The sequence below is a fragment of the Janthinobacterium goodfellowi genome (assembly GCF_051380695.1).
Lineage (GTDB): Bacteria > Pseudomonadota > Gammaproteobacteria > Burkholderiales > Burkholderiaceae_D > Janthinobacterium.
Genome location: NZ_JBNYXN010000003.1, coordinates 153,217 through 172,829, shown reverse-complemented (window position 1 = coordinate 172,829; position 19,613 = coordinate 153,217). Strand labels below are relative to the sequence as shown.

Here is a 19,613-nt window from a genome sequence, read left to right as displayed (position 1 = left end):
GCGCGGGGCCCGTCTGGGAGTAGAATCAATGCATGAAAATCCGCGTAGCAACTTATAATATCCACAAGGGTGTCTCCTCCGTGCGGGGCCTGCCCAGGGTTCACGCATTGAAGCAGGCGATCGCTCTCTTCAATGCCGATGTCGTCTTTTTGCAGGAAGTGCAAGGCAAGCACGACCGCAATGCGGCCCGCTTTGGCGCCGAGAAAAACGGCCACAAGCATTGGCCGGAAGCGTCGCAGCACGAGTTCTTTGCCGGCGCCGAGCACCATTCCGCCTACGGCATGAATGCTGTGTACGACCATGGCCACCATGGCAACGCCTTGCTTAGCAAGTTTCCCATCGCCTCGCAAACCAACCACGACGTCTCCGACCATGCGTATGAGCAGCGCGGCATCCTGCATTGCGTGCTGAAAACGCCGCAGGCCGACGTGCATTGCTACGTGGTGCACCTGGGCCTGTTCGAGTCGGGACGGGGCCGGCAGACGCAGGCGCTGATCGACGCCGTGATGGAATCGGCGCCGAACGGCGAGCCCGTCATCATCGCCGGCGACTTCAACGACTGGCGCAATACGCTCAGCGACAAGCTGCGCAATGCGCTGGGCGTGGTGGAAGTGTTCGACCAGCGCGCGTCGAACTCGGCCCTGGGCGACCTCGTGCGCACCCTGGCGCGGCGCCAGACGAAGCCGCCCGTGCCCGTGCCGGCGCGCACCTTTCCCGCCGCCTTGCCGTGGTTCCGCCTGGACCGCATCTATGTGCGCGGTTTCCACGTGGAAGGCGCGCAAGTGATGCATGGCACCCTGTGGGCAAAATTGTCGGATCACGCGCCGATAGTTGCTGCTTTGAAACTCGCGTAGACTGCCGGCATGCGCACAGTCAATTTCATCGCCCACAACGACATCCAGCTGCTGTATTGCGGCACCGATTACTTTCCCGCGCTCATAGCCGCCATCGACGGCGCGCGCTCGGAAGTCTATTTCGAAACCTATATCTTTGCCGATGACGCGACGGGCACCCTGGTGCTCGACGCCCTGAAGCGGGCGGCCGCGCGCGGCGTGCTGGTGTGCATGATCACGGACTGGTTCGGCACGGGCAACCGCCGCGTCAAGGCCATGCATGCGCAGCTGGAAGCGGCGGGCGTGCACCACCGCATCTTCAACCCGTGGTTCCGGCGCGGCATCACGCGCACGCACCGCAAGATCTGCGTGGCAGATGGAGAAATTGCCCTGGTGGGTGGCATCAATATCAACGACGACATGTTTTGCGACTACGACCACAACATCAGCCTGGAAGCGCCGCGCTGGGATTTCGCCGTGCAGGTGAAGGGCCCGCTGGTGGACGCCATCCATGAAGAGGCGCATGCGCAGTGGGCGCGCTTGGGCAAGATGAATCTGGTGCGGCGTATCAAGCTGTACCGCAAGATGCGCGTCGTCAGCAAGGAGCTGGCGAAGAACCCCGTGGTGGCCGGCTTTGTCGTGCGCGACAACCTGCGCAACCGCCGCACCATCCAGCGCGCCTACCTGCAGGCGCTGGGCCAGGCGAGGAAAAGCGTGATGCTGGCCAACCCGTATTTCGCGCCCGGGCACAAGCTGCGCCGCGCCCTGGCCCAGGCGGCCCAGCGGGGCGTCGACGTGGTGCTGCTGATCGGCGTGGGCGAATTCCGCATGCAGGATGCCGTGGCGCACTCGTTTTATCCGAAACTGCTGGCCGCCGGCGTGAAAATCGTCGAATACCGCAAGACGCAGCTGCACGCCAAGGTGGCCGTCGTCGACGATGACTGGGCGACGGTGGGTTCGAGCAATATTGACGCGCTGAGCCTGTTCCTGAATCAGGAAGCGAACGTGGTGATCAAGGACGTGGCCTTCGCGCAAAGCCTGCGCCAGCATATCGAGCAGGGCGTGGCCGACGGCATCGTGATCCACCAGGATGATTTCAAGCACATCGGCCGTTTCCGGCGCATCGGCTACGAAGCCGCCTTCCTCGTGTACCGGCTGGTGATGCGCATTTTTTCAGTGGGCAAGTACGCATGAACGAAATGACAACGGTCAGGCTGGACAAATGGCTGTGGGCGGCGCGCTTCTTCAAGACGCGCTCGCTGGCCAGCGAAGCCGTCGACACGGGCAAGGTCAAGGTGGGCGGCGAGCGCGTGAAACCGGCGCGCAGCGTGCGTGTGGGCGACGAGCTGGCCATCGACAACGGCGCGGAAACGTGGGAAGTGGCCGTGCTGGGCCTGTCCGACAAGCGCGGCGCGGCAAGCGTGGCGCGCTTGCTGTACGGCGAAACGCCGGCCAGCATCGCCCGCCGCGAGCAGCTGGCCGAGGAACGCAAGCTGTTCCGCGAGCCGGGCACCACCATCAAAGGCCGGCCGACCAAGCGCGACCGCCGTCAATTGAGCAAGGCTGGCGGCCTCGACTGAGGCGCGCTTGTTGCTGCAGGGCAAGGGCGCGCAGCGCTTTTGCCGCCTGAAACCGATACAAACACGCGGCCAAAAAATGCTGCGCTGCACCAATAGAACGCCGGCTCTAAAGTTCCCGTTTGACTTTTACGTGGTAGTGGATAATAGTACGAGCGTTCGGATTTTTTCGAAGCGTGCTTTTTTTTACCCTCGCTTCAGTCCGCCAAATCGGCAACATCACTTTTAGAACGGACATCTTGAATACTTCAGTCAAATTCATGCGCAAGGGCGAACTGACCCGTGCAGCCATCCTCGACGTGGCGCTGGACCTGTCCAGCCGCGACGGCCTGGAAGGCCTGACCATTGGGCTGCTTGCGGACAAAATGAACATGAGCAAGTCGGGCGTGTTTGCCCACTTCGGCTCGCGCGAAGACTTGCAGATGGAAGTGCTCAAGCTCTACCACTATCGTTTCGAGCAAGAAGTCTTTTTCCCCAGCATGAAAGAACCGCGCGGCATCCAGCGTCTGCAATCGATGTTTGCGCGCTGGGTCAAGCGGGTCAGCGTGGAGATCGCTTCCGGCTGCATCTATATCAGCGGCGCCGTCGAGTATGACGACCGTCCCGGCCCCATCCGCGAGGCCCTGGTGGCCATGGTGCAGGCCTGGCAGGGCGCGCTGCTGCGCTGTGTCGAGCAATCGATCGCCACGGGCGACCTGAAAGCGGACACGGACGCCCAGCAGCTGGTGTACGAGATGTATGGCTTAATCCTGGCCCTGCATCACGACGCGCGCTTCCTGCGCGTGCCGGGCAGCATCGAACGGGCGCAAGCGGGCTTTGTCCGCCTGCTGGCGTCGTACCAGAATTGCGTCACAAGCAAATAAGCCGTCAGGCAGTATCCGCAACAACGCACACGCACTACAAGTACAACACTTTAGCTAATCGTCTTCAGGAGAAAATTATGGGTCAATACGTCGCGCCAATCCGGGATATGCAATTCGTCCTGCATGAGTTCCTGCAAGTGGAAGAAGAACTGAAGCAAATGCCGTCGTACGCCGACGTCGACGCCGACATCATCAACCAGGTGCTGGAAGAGGGCGGCAAATTCACCTCCGAAGTATTGTTCCCGCTGAACCACTCCGGCGACCGCGAAGGCTGCCATCACGACCCCGTCACGAAAAGCGTGACCACGCCGAAAGGTTTCAAGGAAGCCTACAAGCAGTACGTCGAAGGCGGCTGGGCGGCACTGGCTTGCGATCCGGAATACGGCGGCCAGGGCTTGCCTGTCGTGCTGAACAATTCGTTCTATGAAATGCTGAACTCGTCGAACCAGGCCTGGTCCATGTACCCCGGCCTGTCGCACGGCGCCTACGAATGCCTGAAGGAACACGGCACCGACCACCAGAAGGAAGTCTACCTGCCAAAATTGGTGTCGGGCGAATGGACGGGCACCATGTGCCTGACCGAACCGCACTGCGGCACCGACCTGGGCCTGCTGCGCTCGAAAGCGCTGCCTGAGGCGGACGGTTCTTGGACCATCACCGGCAACAAGATCTTCATCTCGGCCGGCGAGCACGACATGGCGGAAAACATCCTGCACCTGGTGCTGGCCCGGGTGCCGGACGCACCGGAAGGCTCGAAAGGCATCTCGCTGTTCCTGGTGCCGAAATTCCTGCCGAATGCCGATGGCACGGTCGGCGAGCGCAACCCGATCACCTGCGGCGCCATCGAAGAAAAAATGGGCATCCACGGCAATTCGACCTGCCAGATGAACCTGGACGGCGCGAAAGGCTGGATCATCGGCCAGCCGAACAAGGGCCTCAACGCCATGTTCGTCTTCATGAACGCGGCCCGCCTGGGCGTGGGCATGCAGTCGCTGGGCCTGACGGAAATCGCCTACCAGAACGCGCTGATCTACGCCAAGGACCGCACGCAAATGCGTTCGCTGTCCGGCATCAAGAACCCGGAACTGCCGGCCGACCGCATCATCGTGCACCCTGACGTGCGCCGCATGCTGTTGACGGGCAAAGCCTACGCCGAAGGCGCGCGCGCCTTCACCTCGTACGTGGCGCTGCAGATCGACCGCGAACTGCACCACCCGGACGCCGACGTGCGCAAGGAAGCGGCCGATGAAGTGGCGCTGCTGACGCCCGTCATCAAGGCTTTCATCACCGATAACGCCTGGATCGCCACCTCGGACGCGATGCAAGTGTTCGGCGGCCACGGCTACATCTCCGAATGGGGCATGGAGCAGTATGTGCGCGACGCGCGCATCAACATGATCTACGAAGGCACGAACACGATCCAGTCGCTGGATCTGCTGGGCCGCAAGATCCTGGGCGACAACGGCGCCAAGCTGCGCAAGTTCGGCGAAAAGATCAAGGCCTTCGTCGAAGACAACGGCACCGATGAAGCGATGAGCGAATTCGTCACCCCACTGGGCGACCTGGGCGACAAAGTCACCAAGCTGACCATGGAAATCGGCATGAAGGCCTTTCAGAATCCTGACGAAGTGGGCGCGGCCTGCGTGCCTTACCTGCGCGTCGTCGGCCACATGATCTACAGCTATCTGTTCGCGCAGATGGCCAAGATCGCCCTCGAAAAAGAATCCAGCGGCGACAAGTTCTACACCGCCAAACTGGCTACCGCACGTTTCTACTTCGCCCGCTTGCAGCCTGAGACGGCAACCCTGATCCGTCAGGCGCGTTCCGGTTCGGCCAACCTGATGGCACTCGACGCAGACCTGTTCTAAGACTTGAGGAAAATATGACCAATTTCATCGTTAAAAAAGTAGCCGTCCTCGGCGCCGGCGTGATGGGCGCGCAGATCGCCGCCCATTGCATCAACGCGAAAGTGCCGGTCGTGCTGTTCGACCTGCCTGCAAAGGAAGGTCCAAAGAATGGCATCGTGCTGCGCGCCATCGAGAACCTGAAAAAACTGTCGCCTGCGCCGCTGGGCAACAAGGATGACGCCGCGCTGATCCAGGTGGCCAACTACGAAGACAACCTGGACTTGCTGGCCGGTTGCGACCTGATCATCGAAGCCATCGCCGAGCGCATGGACTGGAAACACGACCTGTACCAGAAGGTGGCCCCGCACATCGGTCCGAACGCGATCTTCGCCTCGAACACCTCGGGCCTGTCGATCACCAAGCTGGCCGAGGGCTTCGACGCCGACCTGAAATCGCGCTACTGCGGCGTGCACTTCTTCAATCCGCCGCGCTATATGCACCTGGTCGAAATCATCCCGACCGAGTTCACCAAGCCCGAGATCAGCGACCAGCTGGAAGGCTTCCTGACCACCACCCTGGGCAAGGGCGTGGTCCGCGCAAAGGACACGCCGAACTTCATCGCCAACCGCGTGGGCGTGTTCGGCATCCTGGCCATCGTGCATGAAGCGGAAAAATTCGGACTGTCCGTGGACGTCGTCGATGACCTGACCGGCTCCAAGCTGGGCCGCGCCAAGTCGGGCACCTTCCGCACGGCGGACGTGGTCGGCCTGGACACCATGGGCCATGTGATCAAGACCATGCAGGACTACCTGCCGAACGACCCGTTCGCCGCCGTCTACAAGACGCCGGCCGTGCTGGCGCAGCTGGTGGAAAAAGGCGCGCTGGGCCAGAAGAGCGGCGCGGGCTTCTACAAGAAGGTCGGCAAGGATATCTTGCGCCTCGACTTCGCCACCGGTGAATACGTGGCCGGCGGCGCCAAGGCGGCCGACATCATCGCCCGCATCCTGAAGGAAAAGGATCCGGTCAAGAAGATGAAGGCGCTGCGCGAATCGACGAATCCGCAAGGCCAGTTCCTGTGGGCGATCTTCCGCGACGCTTTCCATTACATCGCCATCCATCTGGACACCGTGGCCGACAATGCGCGCGATATCGACTTCGCCATGCGCTGGGGCTTCGGCTGGAACGTCGGTCCGTTTGAAACGTGGCAGGCATCGAACTGGCTGCAAGTGGCCAACTGGGTCAAGGAAGACATCGACGCCGGCCACGCGCTGTGCAACGCACCGCTGCCAGCCTGGGTCTTCGAGGGTCCGGTCGCTGAAAAAGGCGGCGTGCACACGCCGGAAGGTTCGTATTCCGCCGTGTCGAACAGCTTCGTGCCACGCTCGAGCCTGGCCGTGTACGACCGCCAGCCGTTCCGCGCGCCGGTCTTGGGCAGCGGCGCCATCGACGGCAAGACCGCCGGCACCACCGTCTTCGAAGACGAATCCGTGCGCGTCTGGCATACGGGCGACGACGTCCTGATCATCTCGTTCAAGACCAAGATGCACGTGATCGGCGAAGGCGTGATCAACGGCCTGAAACTGGCTCTGGCCGAAGCGGAAAAGAACTTCAAGGGCCTGGTGATCTGGCACGCGGACGCAGCCGAAGGCGGCGCCTTCTCGGCCGGTGCCGACCTGCAATCGGCCCTGCCAGCGTTCATGCAAGGCGGCGTGAAAGCCGTCGATCCGATCATCGCGGAACTGCAGAACACCTTCATGTCGCTGAAATACGCGAACGTGCCGGTGATCGCCGCGGTCGCTGGCCTGGCACTGGGCGGCGGTTGCGAGCTGGCGCTGCACGCGTCGAAGCGCGTGGCGTCGATCGAGTCCTACATCGGCCTGGTGGAAGTGGGCGTGGGCCTGATTCCTGCCGGCGGCGGCTTGAAGGAAGCGGCGCAGCGCGCCTACAAGGAAGCCAAGGGTAACGACATCCTGCAATTCCTGAAAACGGGCTTCACCAATGCGGCCACCGCCAACGTGTCGAAATCGGCGCTGGAAGCGAAGAAGATGGGCTACCTGAAGGAAGACGACGTGATCGTGTTCAACGCCTACGAGCTGCTGCACGTGGCCAAGGTCGAAGCGCGCGCCATGTTCGACGCGGGCTTCCGTCCGGCGCTGCCGTCGCTGATCCAGGTCACGGGCCGTTACGGCTGGGGCACCATCAAGGCGCAGCTGGTCAACATGCGCGACGGCGGCTTCATTTCGGCGCACGATTTCAAGCTGGGCGAGATGATCGCCGAGATCGTATCGGGCGGCGACGTGGACCAGGGCAGTTTCGTCAGCGAACAGTGGCTGCTGGATATGGAACGCAAGGCATTCCTGGAGCTGTTGAACCATCCGAAAACCCAGGAACGGATCATGGGCATGATGCAGACCGGTAAGCCGGTACGCAACTAAGCACAACGTCGATGACGATCCTGTCCCTTGTTTTTAAAGTATTGCTGCGCGTGAGGCCAAGCATGGTGTATGACCGTATCAAACAACAGATGATGGACACCTTGCCCTTCGTGCGGCTGCTGGGGATCAGCATCGACGAGATCGGCGCCGGCACCTCGAAGGTGTCGCTGCCGGACGATCCCAAACTGCATAATCATCTGGGCACGCAGCACGCGGGCGCCTTGTTTACCCTGGCCGAAACGGCATCCGGCGCGGCCATGGCTGGCGGCTTCGCCGAGCTGATACTGGGTTTGCGCCCGGTGGCCAAGGAGTCGCGCATCGCCTACCAGAAGGTGGCCCGGGGCGCGACGCGCGCCGAAGGCCGCGTGCCGGGCGACCTGGCTGCCTTGAAGGCGCAGCTGGCGCAGGATGGCAAGGTGGCGTTTCCTGTGGCAGTCGATATTTTCGATGCCGAAGGCACGCTGGCGGCACAGGTGACGGTGGACTGGTATTTGTCGCAGAAGCGCTAAGCGGCAACCTGACTACCCCGGACATTCGACAGAACACGAACCTCGTTCAACATCTTTGAAAGAACAAAATGAGCAAACAACTTCAAGACGCCTACATCGTCTCTGCAACCCGCACCCCGATCGGCAAGGCGCCGCGTGGCATGTTCAGAAACACCCGCCCGGACGACCTGCTGGTGCGCGTGCTGCAATCGGCCCTGGCGCAAGCGCCTGGCCTGGACCCTGCATTGATCACTGACGCCATCATCGGCTGCTCGTTCCCGGAAGCGGAGCAGGGCTTCAATATCGCCCGTAACTCGGTGCTGCTGGCCGGCTTGCCGAAAACCGTGGGCGGCGTCACCGTCAACCGTTACTGCGCCTCGGGTATCACGGCCATCGCCATGGCGGCCGACCGCATCCGCGTGGGCGAAGCCGACGTCATGATCGCCGGCGGCATCGAATCGATGTCGATGGTGCCGATGATGGGCCACCACCCATCGATGAACCTGGACATGTTCAGCGACGAGAACATCGGCATGGCCTACGGCATGGGCCTGACGGCCGAAAAAGTGGCGCAGCAATGGAAGGTGTCGCGCGAACAGCAGGACGCGTTCTCCGTCGAATCGCACCGCCGCGCCATCGCCGCGCAGCAAGCCGGTTTCTTCAAGGCGGAAACGACGCCAGTGGAAATCATCACGCGCACGCCGAACCTGGCTACCGGCCAGGTCGATGTCACGCGCCGCACCGTCGACACGGACGAAGGCGCGCGCGCCGATTCGTCGATGGAATCGCTGGCCAAGCTGAAGCCGGTCTTCGCCGCCAAGGGCAGCGTGACGGCCGCCAACAGCTCGCAGATGTCCGATGGCGCCGGCGCGCTGCTGATCGTCAGCGAAAAAATCCTGCGCGAGCATAACCTGACCCCGCTGGCGAAATTCTCCTCGTTCGCCGTGCGCGGCGTGCCGCCGGAAATCATGGGCATCGGTCCGAAATTCGCCATTCCTGCAGCATGCGCCGCCGCCGGCATCACGCAAGACCAGCTGGACTGGATCGAGCTGAACGAAGCGTTTGCCGCACAGGCATTGGCCGTCATCGGCGACCTGGGCCTGGACCCGGCAAAAGTGAACCCGATGGGCGGCGCGATCGCCCTGGGCCACCCGCTGGGCGCCACCGGCGCCATCCGCGCCGCGACCGTGATCCACGCGCTGCAGCGCACCAAGCAGAAGTACGGCATGGTGACGATGTGCGTGGGCGCCGGCATGGGCGCGGCAGGCATCTTCGAGCGCGTCTGATGACACCTGGCATAAGCTACTGCGCGTTGCGATTCGCGGCCTGCGATGCTCACTGTGCCTTCGCACAGCTGCGCGTCTCGGCCACAACTCGCTGCCGCTCGCTACGCTTCTGCCAGGCGTCGTGACGCAAGAGGTCAGATTAGATTAGTCAAAACTTGGGCGCTGGGGATTACCTTGGCGCCCTTTATCATTTGGAGACGACATGGATATTGTGTGCAGCAAGAGCGAGGGCATTCTGACCCTGGAATTCAACCGCCTGGAACGCAAGAATGCGATCACGGGCGCCATGTACCAGACTCTGGCCGATGCGCTGGTGGCGGCCGAGACGGACGATGCAGTACGTGCCATCCTGATCTGCGGCAAGCGCGAGATTTTCACGGCCGGCAACGACCTCGATGATTTCATGAAGACGGCGCGCCCGAAGGATGGCTCGCTCGACCATGACCGTCCCGTGTTCCAGTTCATGCGCGCCCTGTACGGCAGCAGCAAGCCCGTGGTGGCTGCCGTCTCCGGCCCCGCCATCGGCATCGGCACCACGCTGTTGATGCACTGCGACCTCGTCTACGCGGCCGACAACGCCAGCTTCTCGATGCCGTTCACGCAGTTGGGCCTGTGCCCGGAATTTGGCTCCAGCCTGCTGCTCACGCAACTGGCCGGCTACCCGCGCGCGGCGGAAAAGCTGATGCTGGGCGAGTCCTTCCCCGCCAGCGAAGCGCTGGAAATGGGCCTGGTCTCGAAAGTCGTGCCCCTGTACGACCTGATGACGTTCGCGCAAGGCCAGGCCGCCAAGCTGGTGGCCCTGCCAGCAGCGTCCATCCGCGCCACCAAGCGCCTGATGAAGCAAAGCCGCATGGAACCGATGAAGGCGGCCATCGCCGAGGAAAACAAACTGTTCAGCGCCATGCTGGGCGGCGCCGAAGCGAAGGAAGCATTTACGGCCTTCTTTGAAAAGAGGAAGCCGGATTTCAAGAAGTTTGCCTAAGCTGACTGCCGGGGGCAGACCCCCGCGCCCGTGAGTGCAAGCCGCTGAGTTAGCGGCCTTGAGGGGCTGACCCCAGAATTTTTATCTGGGCTCGCTTTAATCTAGACGACTGGTCTAATTGTGCTACAATGCCTCGCATGAAAGCTGAATACACCGACGTGCGCCAGCACATTATCGACCAGGGCAAGGTCATCATCACGCGCAAGGGCTTTGCCGGCGTGGGGCTGAACGAGATTTTGTCGGCCGCCGACGTGCCCAAGGGCTCGTTCTACCATTACTTCAAGTCCAAGGAATTGTTTGGCGTAGCGATGCTGGAAGACTACGTAACGCGCTACCTGGACGAAATGGAACGCATGCTGGGCCAGCCCGGCCAGAACGCGGCGCGGTCGCTGATGGCGTATTGGGCCAGCTGGACCAGCGACAGCCTCGATGGCAGCGGCTGCGACTGCCGTTGCCTGGTGGTCAAGCTCAGCAGCGAAGTGGCGGACATGTCGGAACCGATGCGCGTGGCGCTGCTCGACGGCACCCACCGCATCATCGCCAGGCTGGCCCTGGCCATCGCGCGGGGCAGGGTGGACGATTCGCTGCCATCGGTGGCCGACCCGGCGCAGATGGCCGCCACCTTGTACCAGCTGTGGCTGGGCGCGGCCCTGCTGACCAAGCTGCGGCGCGACGCCAGCGCCTTGCAAACGGCCTGGCGGGCGACCCTGGCCATGTTGCAGCTGCCGCCGGATCAATAAGGGCGCCAGACACGCGGATGACAGACGTCCGCGTTTTTTTGAACTGCATTCTAGACGACCAGTCTAATAATAAAGGAGCAGCATGAAGAATTTTGAATTCCACAATCCGACCCGTATCGTTTTCGGTGCCGACACGGTCGCCAAATTGTCCACCCTGGTGCCGCCCGATGCGCGCGTGCTGATCTTGTACGGCGGCGCCAGCGCGGAAAAGACGGGCACCCTGGCCGAAGTGCGCACTGCTCTCGCGCTGGGCCAGCGCACGGTGCAGGAGTTTGGCGGCATCGAACCCAATCCCAGCTATGAAACCCTGATGCGCGCCGTGGCACAGGTGCGCGGCGAGAAGCTGGACTTCCTGCTGGCCGTCGGCGGCGGCTCCGTGATCGACGGCACCAAGTTCGTCGCCGCGGCCGCCCTGTACGACGGCGAGCCGTGGGAAATCGCCGAGCGTGGCGGCGCCAACGTGCAGCGCGCCCTGCCGTTCGGCGCGGTGCTGACCTTGCCGGCCACGGGGTCGGAAATGAACAGCGGCGGCGTGGTGACGAAAAAAGCCACGCATGCCAAGCTGAGTTTTCGCAACCCGCTGCTGTACCCGCAGTTTTCCGTGCTCGACCCCAGCAAAACGTTTACCTTGCCGGCCACGCAGGTGGCCAATGGCCTGGTCGACGCCTTCGTCCACACCACGGAACAGTATCTGACCTATCCGGTGCAGGCGAAGGTGCAGGACCGCTTTGCCGAAGGCTTGCTGCAGACTCTGGTCGAGATCGCGCCGCAGGCGGTCGCCTCGCCCGACGATTACGCCACCCGCGCCAACCTGATGTGGACGGCCACCCTGGCCCTGAATGGCCTGATCGGCGCCGGCGTGCCGCAGGGCTGGGCTACCCACATGATCGGCCACGAACTGACGGCCCTGTACGACATCGACCATGCGCGCACCCTGGCCCTGGTGCTGCCCGCACTGCTGGACGTGCAGCGCGAGCAGAAACGCGGCAAATTGCTGCAATATGGCGAACGTGTCTGGAACATCACGCAGGGCAGCGACGACGAGCGCATAGCCGCCGCCATCGCCCGCACCCGCGCCTTCTTTGAAGGGCTGGGCATTCCGACCCGCTTGTCGGCCTATCAGCTGGGCCAGGAAGCGGTGGAAGCGGTTTTGACGCAACTGGAAGCACATGGCATGACCTCCCTCGGCGAACACCGCGATATCGACCTCGCGCGCAGCCGCCGTATTCTCGAAGCAGCACTGTAACCCTGACATAAAAGGAAACAACATGAACATCCTGATGGTACTGACCTCGCACGATCAACTGGGCGACACGGGCAAGAAAACCGGCTTCTGGCTGGAAGAATTCGCCGCGCCCTACTATGCCTTGCAGGAAGCGGGCGCGCAGCTGACGGTCGTTTCGCCCAACGGCGGCCAGCCGCCGCTGGACCCGAAAAGCGACGCACCCGATTCGCAAACGGACGCCACGCGCCGCTTCAAGCAGGATGCCGCTGCGCAAGCCGTGCTGGCCAACACGGGCAAGCTGGCCGACGTGAAGGCGGCCGACTTCGACGCCGTGTTCTACCCGGGCGGCCATGGCCCGCTGTGGGACCTGGCCGAAGACCCGCACTCGATCGCGCTGATCGAGCAGATGATCGCCGCCGGCAAGCCCGTTGCCGCCGTCTGCCACGCGCCTGGCGTGCTGCGCCATGTGAAGGCGGCCGACGGCTCGCCGCTGGTGCGCGGCAAGCAGGTGACGGGCTTTACGAATACCGAGGAAGACGCCGTCGGCTTGACGGCCATCGTGCCTTTCCTCGTCGAGGACATGCTCAAGCAAAACGGCGGCGTTTATTCGAAGCTGGGCGACTGGCAGCCGTACGCCGTCACCGATGGCTTGCTGGTCACGGGCCAGAACCCGGCCTCGTCGGAAGCGGCCGCCCAGGCGCTGCTCAAGCTGCTGGCTTGATGTCCCGCTAGGACGGCCGGCCGCCGGGCGTCATCCACCGGTGCGTCCGGCGGCCATGCCCGCCAGGATCAGGCCGACGGACGCATGCCAGGCGGTCTCGCTGGCGGGCCTGCCCGCCAGCGCATAGCCGTGCAGGAAATCGACGAGCGCATCGCGCCCGCGCAAGCGGGTTTTTTTATCCAGATCGAGCGCCTCCACGGCCAGCTCGAACAGCGCCGTAAAGCGTTCTGCCACGTCGGCTTGCTCCACCAGCCCGCGCGCCATCAGGCGCACGAAATACGGTGTGGCGCTGACCAGTTCCAGGTACAGCGCGCACAGCGCGAGCAGTCGGCGCTGCGGCCCCTGGCGTTGCGTAAACGGCGGCTGGCGCAGATCGAGCGCGGCAAAACGCTGCGCCATCAAGGCCAGCAATAACTCCTCTTTTCCCGCATAGTAGTGATACAGGGCCATGGCATCGACGCCCAGGCTCTGCGCCAGCGCGCGCATGGAAAACGCTTCGCCTTTTTCTTCCAGCAGGGCCAGGGCCGCCTGCAGGATGGCGGCATTGTCCAGCGCGGGCGCAACGCGGCGCGGACGTCCGGCGCGGCGCACGGGAGATTCCAGGTCTTGAAGTTTTACGGTTTTCATGGGCATAATTCTACACCGTAGAATTAACTAAAGGAACATCCATGAAAAAGCCTTTTGTCAGCGCTTTTCTCGGCATCAGCATCGACGGCTGTATCGCGGGAGAAAACGGCGACCTGTCCTGGCTGGCCGAACTGGCGCCTGACTCGCCCGAGGCGACCGGCTACACGGCCTTGATGGAGCAGGTCGATACCCTGCTGATCGGCCGCACCACGTATGACGCCGTGCTGGGGTTCGAGCCGTGGCCGTATGCGGGCAAGCGCGTGGTGGTATTGAGCCACCGCGACTTCGCGCCGCGCCACGGCGAGCAGCGCCGCGAAGGCAGCGTGCGGGAAGTACTGGAGGGGCTGGCCGAAGACGGCTGCCGCCACGTGTATCTCGATGGCGGCGCCGTCATCCGCGCCGGCTTGCGCGAGGGTGTCGTCGACAGTGTCACCTTGTCCGTGCTGCCCGTGGTGCTGGGCAAGGGCGTGCGCCTGTTCGAGGACGGCTTGCCGCGCAGCGACTGGCGCCTGGACGGCACGCGCCAGCTGCCAAGCGGCGTGGTGCAGCTGCGCTATCTGAAAAATTAAACCGTGCCGGCGAGGTCGACGATGAAGCCGGAATCGTAGCGATCGTTTTCCGGCGCGCCATCGGGCCGCTTGTAGCCGCAGGGATTGCAGACGACGCGGCAGTCCTGGACGCGGTAGTCGAGCGAGGCATGCATGTGGCCATGCACCCACAGGTCGGCCTGGGCTACCAGGTCGTCCAGCTGCGAGGCGAAGGCGGGCGAGCCCAGGTTTGTCGCGTATTGCTCTTCCACCGACAGCATCGACGGTGCCATGTGCGTGATGACGACCGTCTTGCCATCGAACGGTTGCGCCAGCTGCTGCTCGAGCCACGAGCGGTGCTGCGCGTGCAGCTGCGCCGTGTCGCTGGCGCACAGCAGGCGCGGCGTGTCGCCGCCCGTGCTGATGCGCTTGTAGTCGGGCATGTAGCTTTGCGCCGCGCTCAAGGCTTCATCCCGGCGCTCGGCGCCGAACAGCAGAAAATCCGTCCACAGCGTGACGCCGAGGAAGCGCACGCCATCGAGCGTCACGGCATCGCCGTCGAGAAGGCGGATGTTGGCGCCGTGCGCATTGGCGCTGGCGCAGGCGTCGCGCACGGCGTCCTGCATGTGTTCGAGCTGGTGGCCGTACCCCTCGTGATTGCCATGCACGTACAGCACGGGCAGGGCGCCGAAGGTGCGCGCGGCCCAGGCGATGGCGTTGCTGCCCGTGTCGATGTCGCCGGCCAGGATCACCACGTCGGGGCGGCTGGCGGCAAGGTCGATGGCGGGCGTATCTGCGCCCCAGACTTCCAGGTGCAGGTCGGACAGGATCAGCAAACGCATGGCAATAAGGCGGCAAGGCGCACGGAAGTGTATGGACCTCTATCGTAGCGCAAGTTAGGATGATGGCTTGCTTGACCGCGCGAGGGTAGCGACGTTACTCTGTGGCATCGATTACCGCACACTCATTACTGGAGCCGCATGCCGCCTTTCTTCCTTCCCAAGACCTTGCTCAACATCGCGCTGGCCGCCATGACGCTGCCGTTGACGGCGCATGCCGCCACGCCCGCCGTCGATCCCTTGACGCAGCCGATCGCCTCGCCGTATGCGGCGCAGTGGAACCGCCCGCAGCAGCCGGCGCGCATCCACGGCGACACGTATTACGTGGGCGTGGGCGGCTTGAGCGTGGTGCTGATCGATACGCGCGAAGGCTTGATCCTGATCGATGGCGCGTTGCCGCAATCGGTGGCCGCCATCAAGGAACATATCCTCGAGCTGGGCTTTCGCCTGGAAGACATCAAGTTCATCCTGAATACGGAAGCGCATTTCGACCATTCGGGCGGCATTGCCGCCCTGGCCCGCGACAGCGGCGCGCAAGTGGTCGCCAGCCCGCTCGGTGCGCAGGCGCTGCGTGCGGGCTCGGTGCTCGCCATGGACCCGCAAGCGGGCGAAATCGACCCCATGCCGGCCGTGGAAAACGTGCGCGAGATCGCCGATGGCGAAACCCTGCAACTGGGCGAGGTGACCGTCACGGCACGCTACACGCCTGGCCATACGCCGGGCAGCACCAGCTGGACCTGGGTGTCGTGCGAGGATGCGCAGCGTCAGGAATGCCTGAACGTGGTGTTCGGCGCCAGCCTCACGCCGGTGGCGGCCGACGATTTTCACTACCTGGGCGATGAACGCCATGGGGACCTGACGCCGGCCTTCCGCCGCGTCATGCAGGACTTTGCCAAGCTGCCGTGCGACATTTTGATCTCGGCCCACCCCGACCACTCCGGCGGCGACCTTAAACTGACGCAATTGCTCGAAGGCGTCACGCCGAATCCCTTCGTCGATGCGCAGGCGTGCCGCAGTTACGCGGCCAAGAATGAAGTCAAGCTCGATGCCCGCATCGCGAAGGAAAAAGCGGCTGCAACAAAATAACAACGTTGGCGTCTTCGCCATGCAAAGCGGTTGACGCACTGCAGCATAAGGTGCAGAATCAGCATCCGCAGTTCAGATTAACCACACAAAAGAAAGGAAACCCATGTTCGAGCAGGCTGGCAGCAAGTTGTACGACCACTAGCCCCGCGCATGACGCTCGGGGCCATCGGCATCTTGCCGATCCCGAGCCGGTGTCCTTCAAAACCCCGGTGAGGAAACTCGCCGGGGTTTTTTGTTTTAGACGACCCCGGCATAACGACAATACCAAGGAAGACGTTATGCCCATTCATCAGACACTGCGCGGCGCTCACGTGCCCGTGCATATATTTACCGACGATATCGACGCGCAGGCGCTGCGCCAGCTGCACAATATCGCCAGCCTGCCCATCGTCCATCCGCATGTGGCGGCCATGCCTGACGTGCATGCCGGCATCGGCGCCACCGTCGGCAGCGTGATTCCCACGCGCGGTGCCATCATCCCGGCCGCCGTTGGCGTCGACATCGGCTGCGGCATGAATGCCGTGCGCACGACCCTGACGGCCAGCGACCTGCCCGATAACCTGGCGCGCCTGCGCAGCGCCATCGAAGCGGAAGTGCCCGTCGGCTTCGAACAACATGCATGGAGCCGCGTGCAAGGCTCGCGCCAGGCGCGCGCCGTGCGGCCCCTCGGCGACCGCCTGGCGCACATCGTCGAGCGTCACCGGGGCATCGCCAAGATGCTGCGCCAGTTCGAGCGCACGTGGATTTGCCAGGCAGGCACCCTGGGCGGCGGCAATCACTTCATTGAAATCTGCCTCGACGAGGAGCAGCGGGTGTGGGTCATGCTGCATTCGGGTTCGCGCGGCATCGGCAACGTGATCGGTCGTTACTTTATCTCCGCCGCGCAGAAGGATATGCGGCGCCACCAGCTGCAGCTGCCGGACGCGGACCTGGCGTACCTGAGCGAGGGCTCCACGGTATTTGACGACTACGTGGAAGCGGTGGATTGGGCGCAGGATTACGCGCTGCTCAACCGCAGCGAAATGATGCGCCGCGTGCTCGACGTGCTGGCGAAGTTTGCTCCGCCGTTCCGGCTCGACGGGGAAGCCATCAACTGCCACCACAACTACATCGCGCGCGAAACGCATGGCAATGAGGATTTATATGTGACGCGCAAGGGCGCCATTTCGGCGCGGCAGGGCGAGCTGGGCATCATCCCCGGCAGCATGGGTGCGCGCAGCTTCATCGTGCGTGGCAAGGGCAAGCCGGAATCGTTCTGCTCCTGCTCGCACGGGGCGGGGCGCAGCATGAGCCGCAGCGAGGCGAAGCGCCGCTTCAACCGCTTCGACCTGGCCGAGCAGACGGCCGGCATCGAGTGCCGCAAGGATGGCGGCGTGATCGACGAAATCCCCGCCGCTTATAAAAATATCGACGCCGTCATGGCGCATCAGAGCGACCTGGTGGAAGTGGTGCATACCTTGCGCCAGGTCGTCTGCATCAAGGGCTGAAAGGAGAAACCATGAAGATCAAAGTGAAAGCCACGCCCAAGCCGCGTAATCCGCTGGTGGCGGCCGCCAGGCTGCGTGGCGGCGCCGGCGCGCACCAGTCGGAGGCCTCGCCGCGCGCGGCGCGCCGGGCCGGCAAGCACCGCCTGCAGCAACTGCTGGCGGGACGCATGAAGCCGGAGGAGTAGCGCGCTGGATTAACGCAACGGCAGTTCGACGATGAAGTTCGGATCAAAAGCGGGATTTTGCGGCGTGCCGCCGCGCGTCTTGTAGCCGCAGGGGTTGGCTACGACGCGGCATGCGCCGATGCGGTAGTCGCGCGAGACGTGAATGTGGCCATGCACCCACAGGTCCGCCTGCGCGGCCAGGTCGTCGAGGCGCGAAGCGTAGGCGGGCGAGCAGCCCTCGCTGCCGTAGGCATCATTGACCGAGAGCAGCGACGGCGCCATGTGGCTGATGACCACCGTGCGGCCGTCGAAGGGCTGCGCCAGTTCGCGCGCCAGCCAGGCTTTTTGCTGCGCGTGGAACATGGCCGTATCGGCCGCGCGCAGCTTGCGAAAGCCCATGTTGGCCAGGCGGATGCGCTTGTAGTCGTTCATGACGGCTTCCGCGTCGCGCATGGCCGCTTGCCGCGTGTCGTCGCCCAGCAGGCGGAAATCCGTCCACAGGGTGGCGCCCAGGAAGCGCACCTTGCTGCCTGCCTGGTCGGTGATGACGTGGGTATCGGCGTCGAGAAAATGCACGTTCGGCGTGGCGGCGCAGGCCGCGCGCAGCTCCTGGCGCACCTTGTCGAGGTGGTGGCCATAGCCTTCGTGGTTGCCATGCACGTACAGCACGGGCAGGCCCGCAAACGCGGTGGTGGCCCAGGCGACGGCGCGTGCACCCGTATCGATGTCGCCGGCCAGGATCACTGCGTCGGGGTAGCTGAGCGCGAGGTCGCCCTGCGGCGCTTCGTCGCGCCATAGCTCATGGTGCAGGTCCGACAGAATCAATAAACGCATGCGGCATCCAGGCGATAGGGGAGGATGCCATCGTACCTGAAAACCGTCACTCCTCCTCCAGCGCGGCGAAGCCGTGCGCCAGGTAGTCGATCAGCGCGCGCACGGCCGGCAGCAGGCCGCGCCGCGACGGGAAGACGGCGTGGATGATTTCGCGCTGCGGCCGCCATTGCTCCATCAGCGGCAGCAGGCTGCCATTGGCCACCTGCTCGGTGATCATCATGGTCGGCAGCTGCACCACGCCTACGCCGGCCACGGCCGCGTCGCGCAGGGTCAGCATGTCGCCCGTGACGAAACGGGGCACGTGGCGCAACTGGGCGCGCGCGCCATCGGGGCCGTATAAATCCCACTGGTAGTGCTGCTGCGGCATGCCCAGGGCCAGGCTGGGCCAGTCTGCCAGGTCGGCTGGCGCTGTCGGCCTGGGGGCGTCGCCGAACAGCAGGGGGCTGCCCACCATGCACTGGCTGCGTTCGGCCAGCACGCGCAGCACCAGGTCGCTGTCGGGCAGCGGCGGCGGGCGCACGCGGATGGCCACGTCGATGCCTTCGGCCACCAGGTCGACGCGGCGGTTGCTCGCTTCGAGCAGCAGGGTCACTTGCGGATGCTCGCGCATGAAGCCGGCCAGCATGGGCGCGACCAAGGAATGCAGCAGGGCGATGGGGCAGGACAGGCGCACCGTGCCGCGCGGCGCGGCCCGTGTCAGTTCGATCGCTTCCTGCGCCGCTTCCGCTTCCACCAGCATCGCCTTGCAATGCTCGTAAAACGTCTGCCCCACGTCGGTGACGGAAAAATGCCGCGTCGTGCGCTGCAGCAGGCGCGCGCCCAGGCGCTCTTCGAGCAGCGCGATGCGCCGGCTCAATTTGGATTTCGGCATGCCCAGCGCGCGCCCGGCCGGCGCGAAGCCGCCATGGTCGACCACCTGCACAAAGTAATACAAGTCATTCAAATCCTGCATGCCGCCTCCTTGATCGTTCTATTTTTAGAACGCTGATGGCCTATTTTACCGTCTACCGCCATTATCGTTGCAAGCGTAACCTGTCTCCATCGTAATGCAA

The 19,613-nt window shown here is 63.7% G+C and carries 20 protein-coding genes; 16 read left to right on the top strand and 4 right to left on the bottom strand.

The window, feature by feature from the left end; genetic code table 11:
* Nucleotides 1–32 precede the first annotated feature (32 nt).
* From ACQ4WQ_RS13160 to ACQ4WQ_RS13105, 12 genes are all read left to right on the top strand, one after another.
* A complete protein-coding gene (locus ACQ4WQ_RS13160) occupies nt 33–854 on the top strand; it encodes an endonuclease/exonuclease/phosphatase family protein (RefSeq protein WP_436497646.1) in 822 nt (273 codons plus the stop codon).
* 9 nt (nt 855–863) lie between these two features.
* Nucleotides 864–2,027, top strand: a complete 1,164-nt coding sequence (gene clsB, locus ACQ4WQ_RS13155; RefSeq protein WP_436497644.1) for a cardiolipin synthase ClsB — start codon at nt 864–866, stop codon at nt 2,025–2,027.
* Nucleotides 2,024–2,413 (top strand): RNA-binding S4 domain-containing protein, encoded by a 390-nt coding sequence (locus ACQ4WQ_RS13150; protein ID WP_326456635.1) that lies wholly within the window; start codon nt 2,024–2,026, stop codon nt 2,411–2,413. The genes clsB and ACQ4WQ_RS13150 overlap by 4 nt, the downstream gene beginning before the upstream one ends.
* 257 nt (nt 2,414–2,670) lie before the next feature.
* Nucleotides 2,671–3,273 (top strand): TetR/AcrR family transcriptional regulator, encoded by a 603-nt coding sequence (locus ACQ4WQ_RS13145; RefSeq protein ID WP_436498329.1) that lies wholly within the window; start codon nt 2,671–2,673, stop codon nt 3,271–3,273.
* A gap of 77 nt (nt 3,274–3,350) precedes the next feature.
* The gene (locus ACQ4WQ_RS13140) at nt 3,351–5,141 is read left to right on the top strand and encodes an acyl-CoA dehydrogenase C-terminal domain-containing protein (protein WP_034753387.1); all 1,791 of its coding nucleotides are present in this window, start codon (nt 3,351–3,353) and stop codon (nt 5,139–5,141) included.
* A gap of 14 nt (nt 5,142–5,155) precedes the next feature.
* Nucleotides 5,156–7,555, top strand: a complete 2,400-nt coding sequence (locus tag ACQ4WQ_RS13135; protein WP_152252242.1) for a 3-hydroxyacyl-CoA dehydrogenase/enoyl-CoA hydratase family protein — start codon at nt 5,156–5,158, stop codon at nt 7,553–7,555.
* Between the two features lie 62 nt (nt 7,556–7,617).
* A complete protein-coding gene (locus ACQ4WQ_RS13130) occupies nt 7,618–8,064 on the top strand; it encodes a PaaI family thioesterase (protein ID WP_121670912.1) in 447 nt (148 codons plus the stop codon).
* A 68-nt stretch (nt 8,065–8,132) separates the two neighbouring features.
* Nucleotides 8,133–9,329, top strand: coding sequence for an acetyl-CoA C-acyltransferase (locus ACQ4WQ_RS13125; protein WP_219117330.1), 1,197 nt, complete (start codon nt 8,133–8,135; stop codon nt 9,327–9,329).
* A 202-nt stretch (nt 9,330–9,531) separates the two neighbouring features.
* Nucleotides 9,532–10,311 (top strand): enoyl-CoA hydratase, encoded by a 780-nt coding sequence (locus tag ACQ4WQ_RS13120; RefSeq protein WP_326457434.1) that lies wholly within the window; start codon nt 9,532–9,534, stop codon nt 10,309–10,311.
* 137 nt (nt 10,312–10,448) lie between these two features.
* Nucleotides 10,449–11,051, top strand: a complete 603-nt coding sequence (locus ACQ4WQ_RS13115; RefSeq protein WP_436497640.1) for a TetR/AcrR family transcriptional regulator — start codon at nt 10,449–10,451, stop codon at nt 11,049–11,051.
* Nucleotides 11,052–11,133: 82 nt separating this feature from the next.
* Complete coding sequence (locus ACQ4WQ_RS13110; RefSeq protein WP_436497638.1) at nt 11,134–12,297, top strand: iron-containing alcohol dehydrogenase; 1,164 nt, start codon at nt 11,134–11,136, stop codon at nt 12,295–12,297.
* 22 nt (nt 12,298–12,319) lie between these two features.
* Nucleotides 12,320–12,997: a type 1 glutamine amidotransferase domain-containing protein gene (locus ACQ4WQ_RS13105; RefSeq protein WP_436497636.1), complete on the top strand. Its 678-nt coding sequence runs from the start codon at nt 12,320–12,322 to the stop codon at nt 12,995–12,997.
* 30 nt (nt 12,998–13,027) lie between these two features.
* Here ACQ4WQ_RS13105 and ACQ4WQ_RS13100 read toward each other — a convergent pair whose 3' ends face one another.
* Nucleotides 13,028–13,624, bottom strand: coding sequence for a TetR/AcrR family transcriptional regulator (locus ACQ4WQ_RS13100; protein WP_436497634.1), 597 nt, complete (start codon nt 13,622–13,624; stop codon nt 13,028–13,030).
* A 41-nt stretch (nt 13,625–13,665) separates the two neighbouring features.
* On the opposite strand from ACQ4WQ_RS13100, the gene ACQ4WQ_RS13095 reads away from it, so the two are divergent.
* Nucleotides 13,666–14,193 (top strand): dihydrofolate reductase family protein, encoded by a 528-nt coding sequence (locus tag ACQ4WQ_RS13095; RefSeq protein WP_326457439.1) that lies wholly within the window; start codon nt 13,666–13,668, stop codon nt 14,191–14,193.
* Here the strand turns inward: ACQ4WQ_RS13095 and ACQ4WQ_RS13090 are convergent.
* On the bottom strand, nt 14,190–14,993 hold the full coding sequence (locus ACQ4WQ_RS13090; protein ID WP_436497632.1) for a metallophosphoesterase family protein: 804 nt from the start codon (nt 14,991–14,993) through the stop codon (nt 14,190–14,192). The genes ACQ4WQ_RS13095 and ACQ4WQ_RS13090 overlap by 4 nt on opposite strands.
* A gap of 138 nt (nt 14,994–15,131) precedes the next feature.
* Here ACQ4WQ_RS13090 and bla point away from each other — a divergent pair, with 138 nt between their 5' ends.
* The 3 genes from bla to ACQ4WQ_RS13075 all read left to right on the top strand — a co-directional run bounded on the left by bla (nt 15,132) and on the right by ACQ4WQ_RS13075 (nt 17,748).
* The gene (gene bla / locus ACQ4WQ_RS13085; protein ID WP_326457441.1) at nt 15,132–16,076 is read left to right on the top strand and encodes a subclass B3 metallo-beta-lactamase; all 945 of its coding nucleotides are present in this window, start codon (nt 15,132–15,134) and stop codon (nt 16,074–16,076) included.
* A 278-nt stretch (nt 16,077–16,354) separates the two neighbouring features.
* A complete protein-coding gene (locus ACQ4WQ_RS13080; RefSeq protein WP_436497630.1) occupies nt 16,355–17,563 on the top strand; it encodes an RtcB family protein in 1,209 nt (402 codons plus the stop codon).
* Between the two features lie 11 nt (nt 17,564–17,574).
* Nucleotides 17,575–17,748, top strand: coding sequence for a hypothetical protein (locus tag ACQ4WQ_RS13075; RefSeq protein ID WP_326457443.1), 174 nt, complete (start codon nt 17,575–17,577; stop codon nt 17,746–17,748).
* Nucleotides 17,749–17,757: 9 nt separating this feature from the next.
* Here ACQ4WQ_RS13075 and ACQ4WQ_RS13070 read toward each other — a convergent pair whose 3' ends face one another.
* Together ACQ4WQ_RS13070 and ACQ4WQ_RS13065 are read right to left on the bottom strand one after the other, a co-directional pair.
* Nucleotides 17,758–18,561, bottom strand: coding sequence for a metallophosphoesterase family protein (locus ACQ4WQ_RS13070; protein WP_436497628.1), 804 nt, complete (start codon nt 18,559–18,561; stop codon nt 17,758–17,760).
* A gap of 46 nt (nt 18,562–18,607) precedes the next feature.
* A complete protein-coding gene (locus ACQ4WQ_RS13065) occupies nt 18,608–19,513 on the bottom strand; it encodes a LysR family transcriptional regulator (RefSeq protein ID WP_436497626.1) in 906 nt (301 codons plus the stop codon).
* Nucleotides 19,514–19,613: the final 100 nt, after the last annotated feature.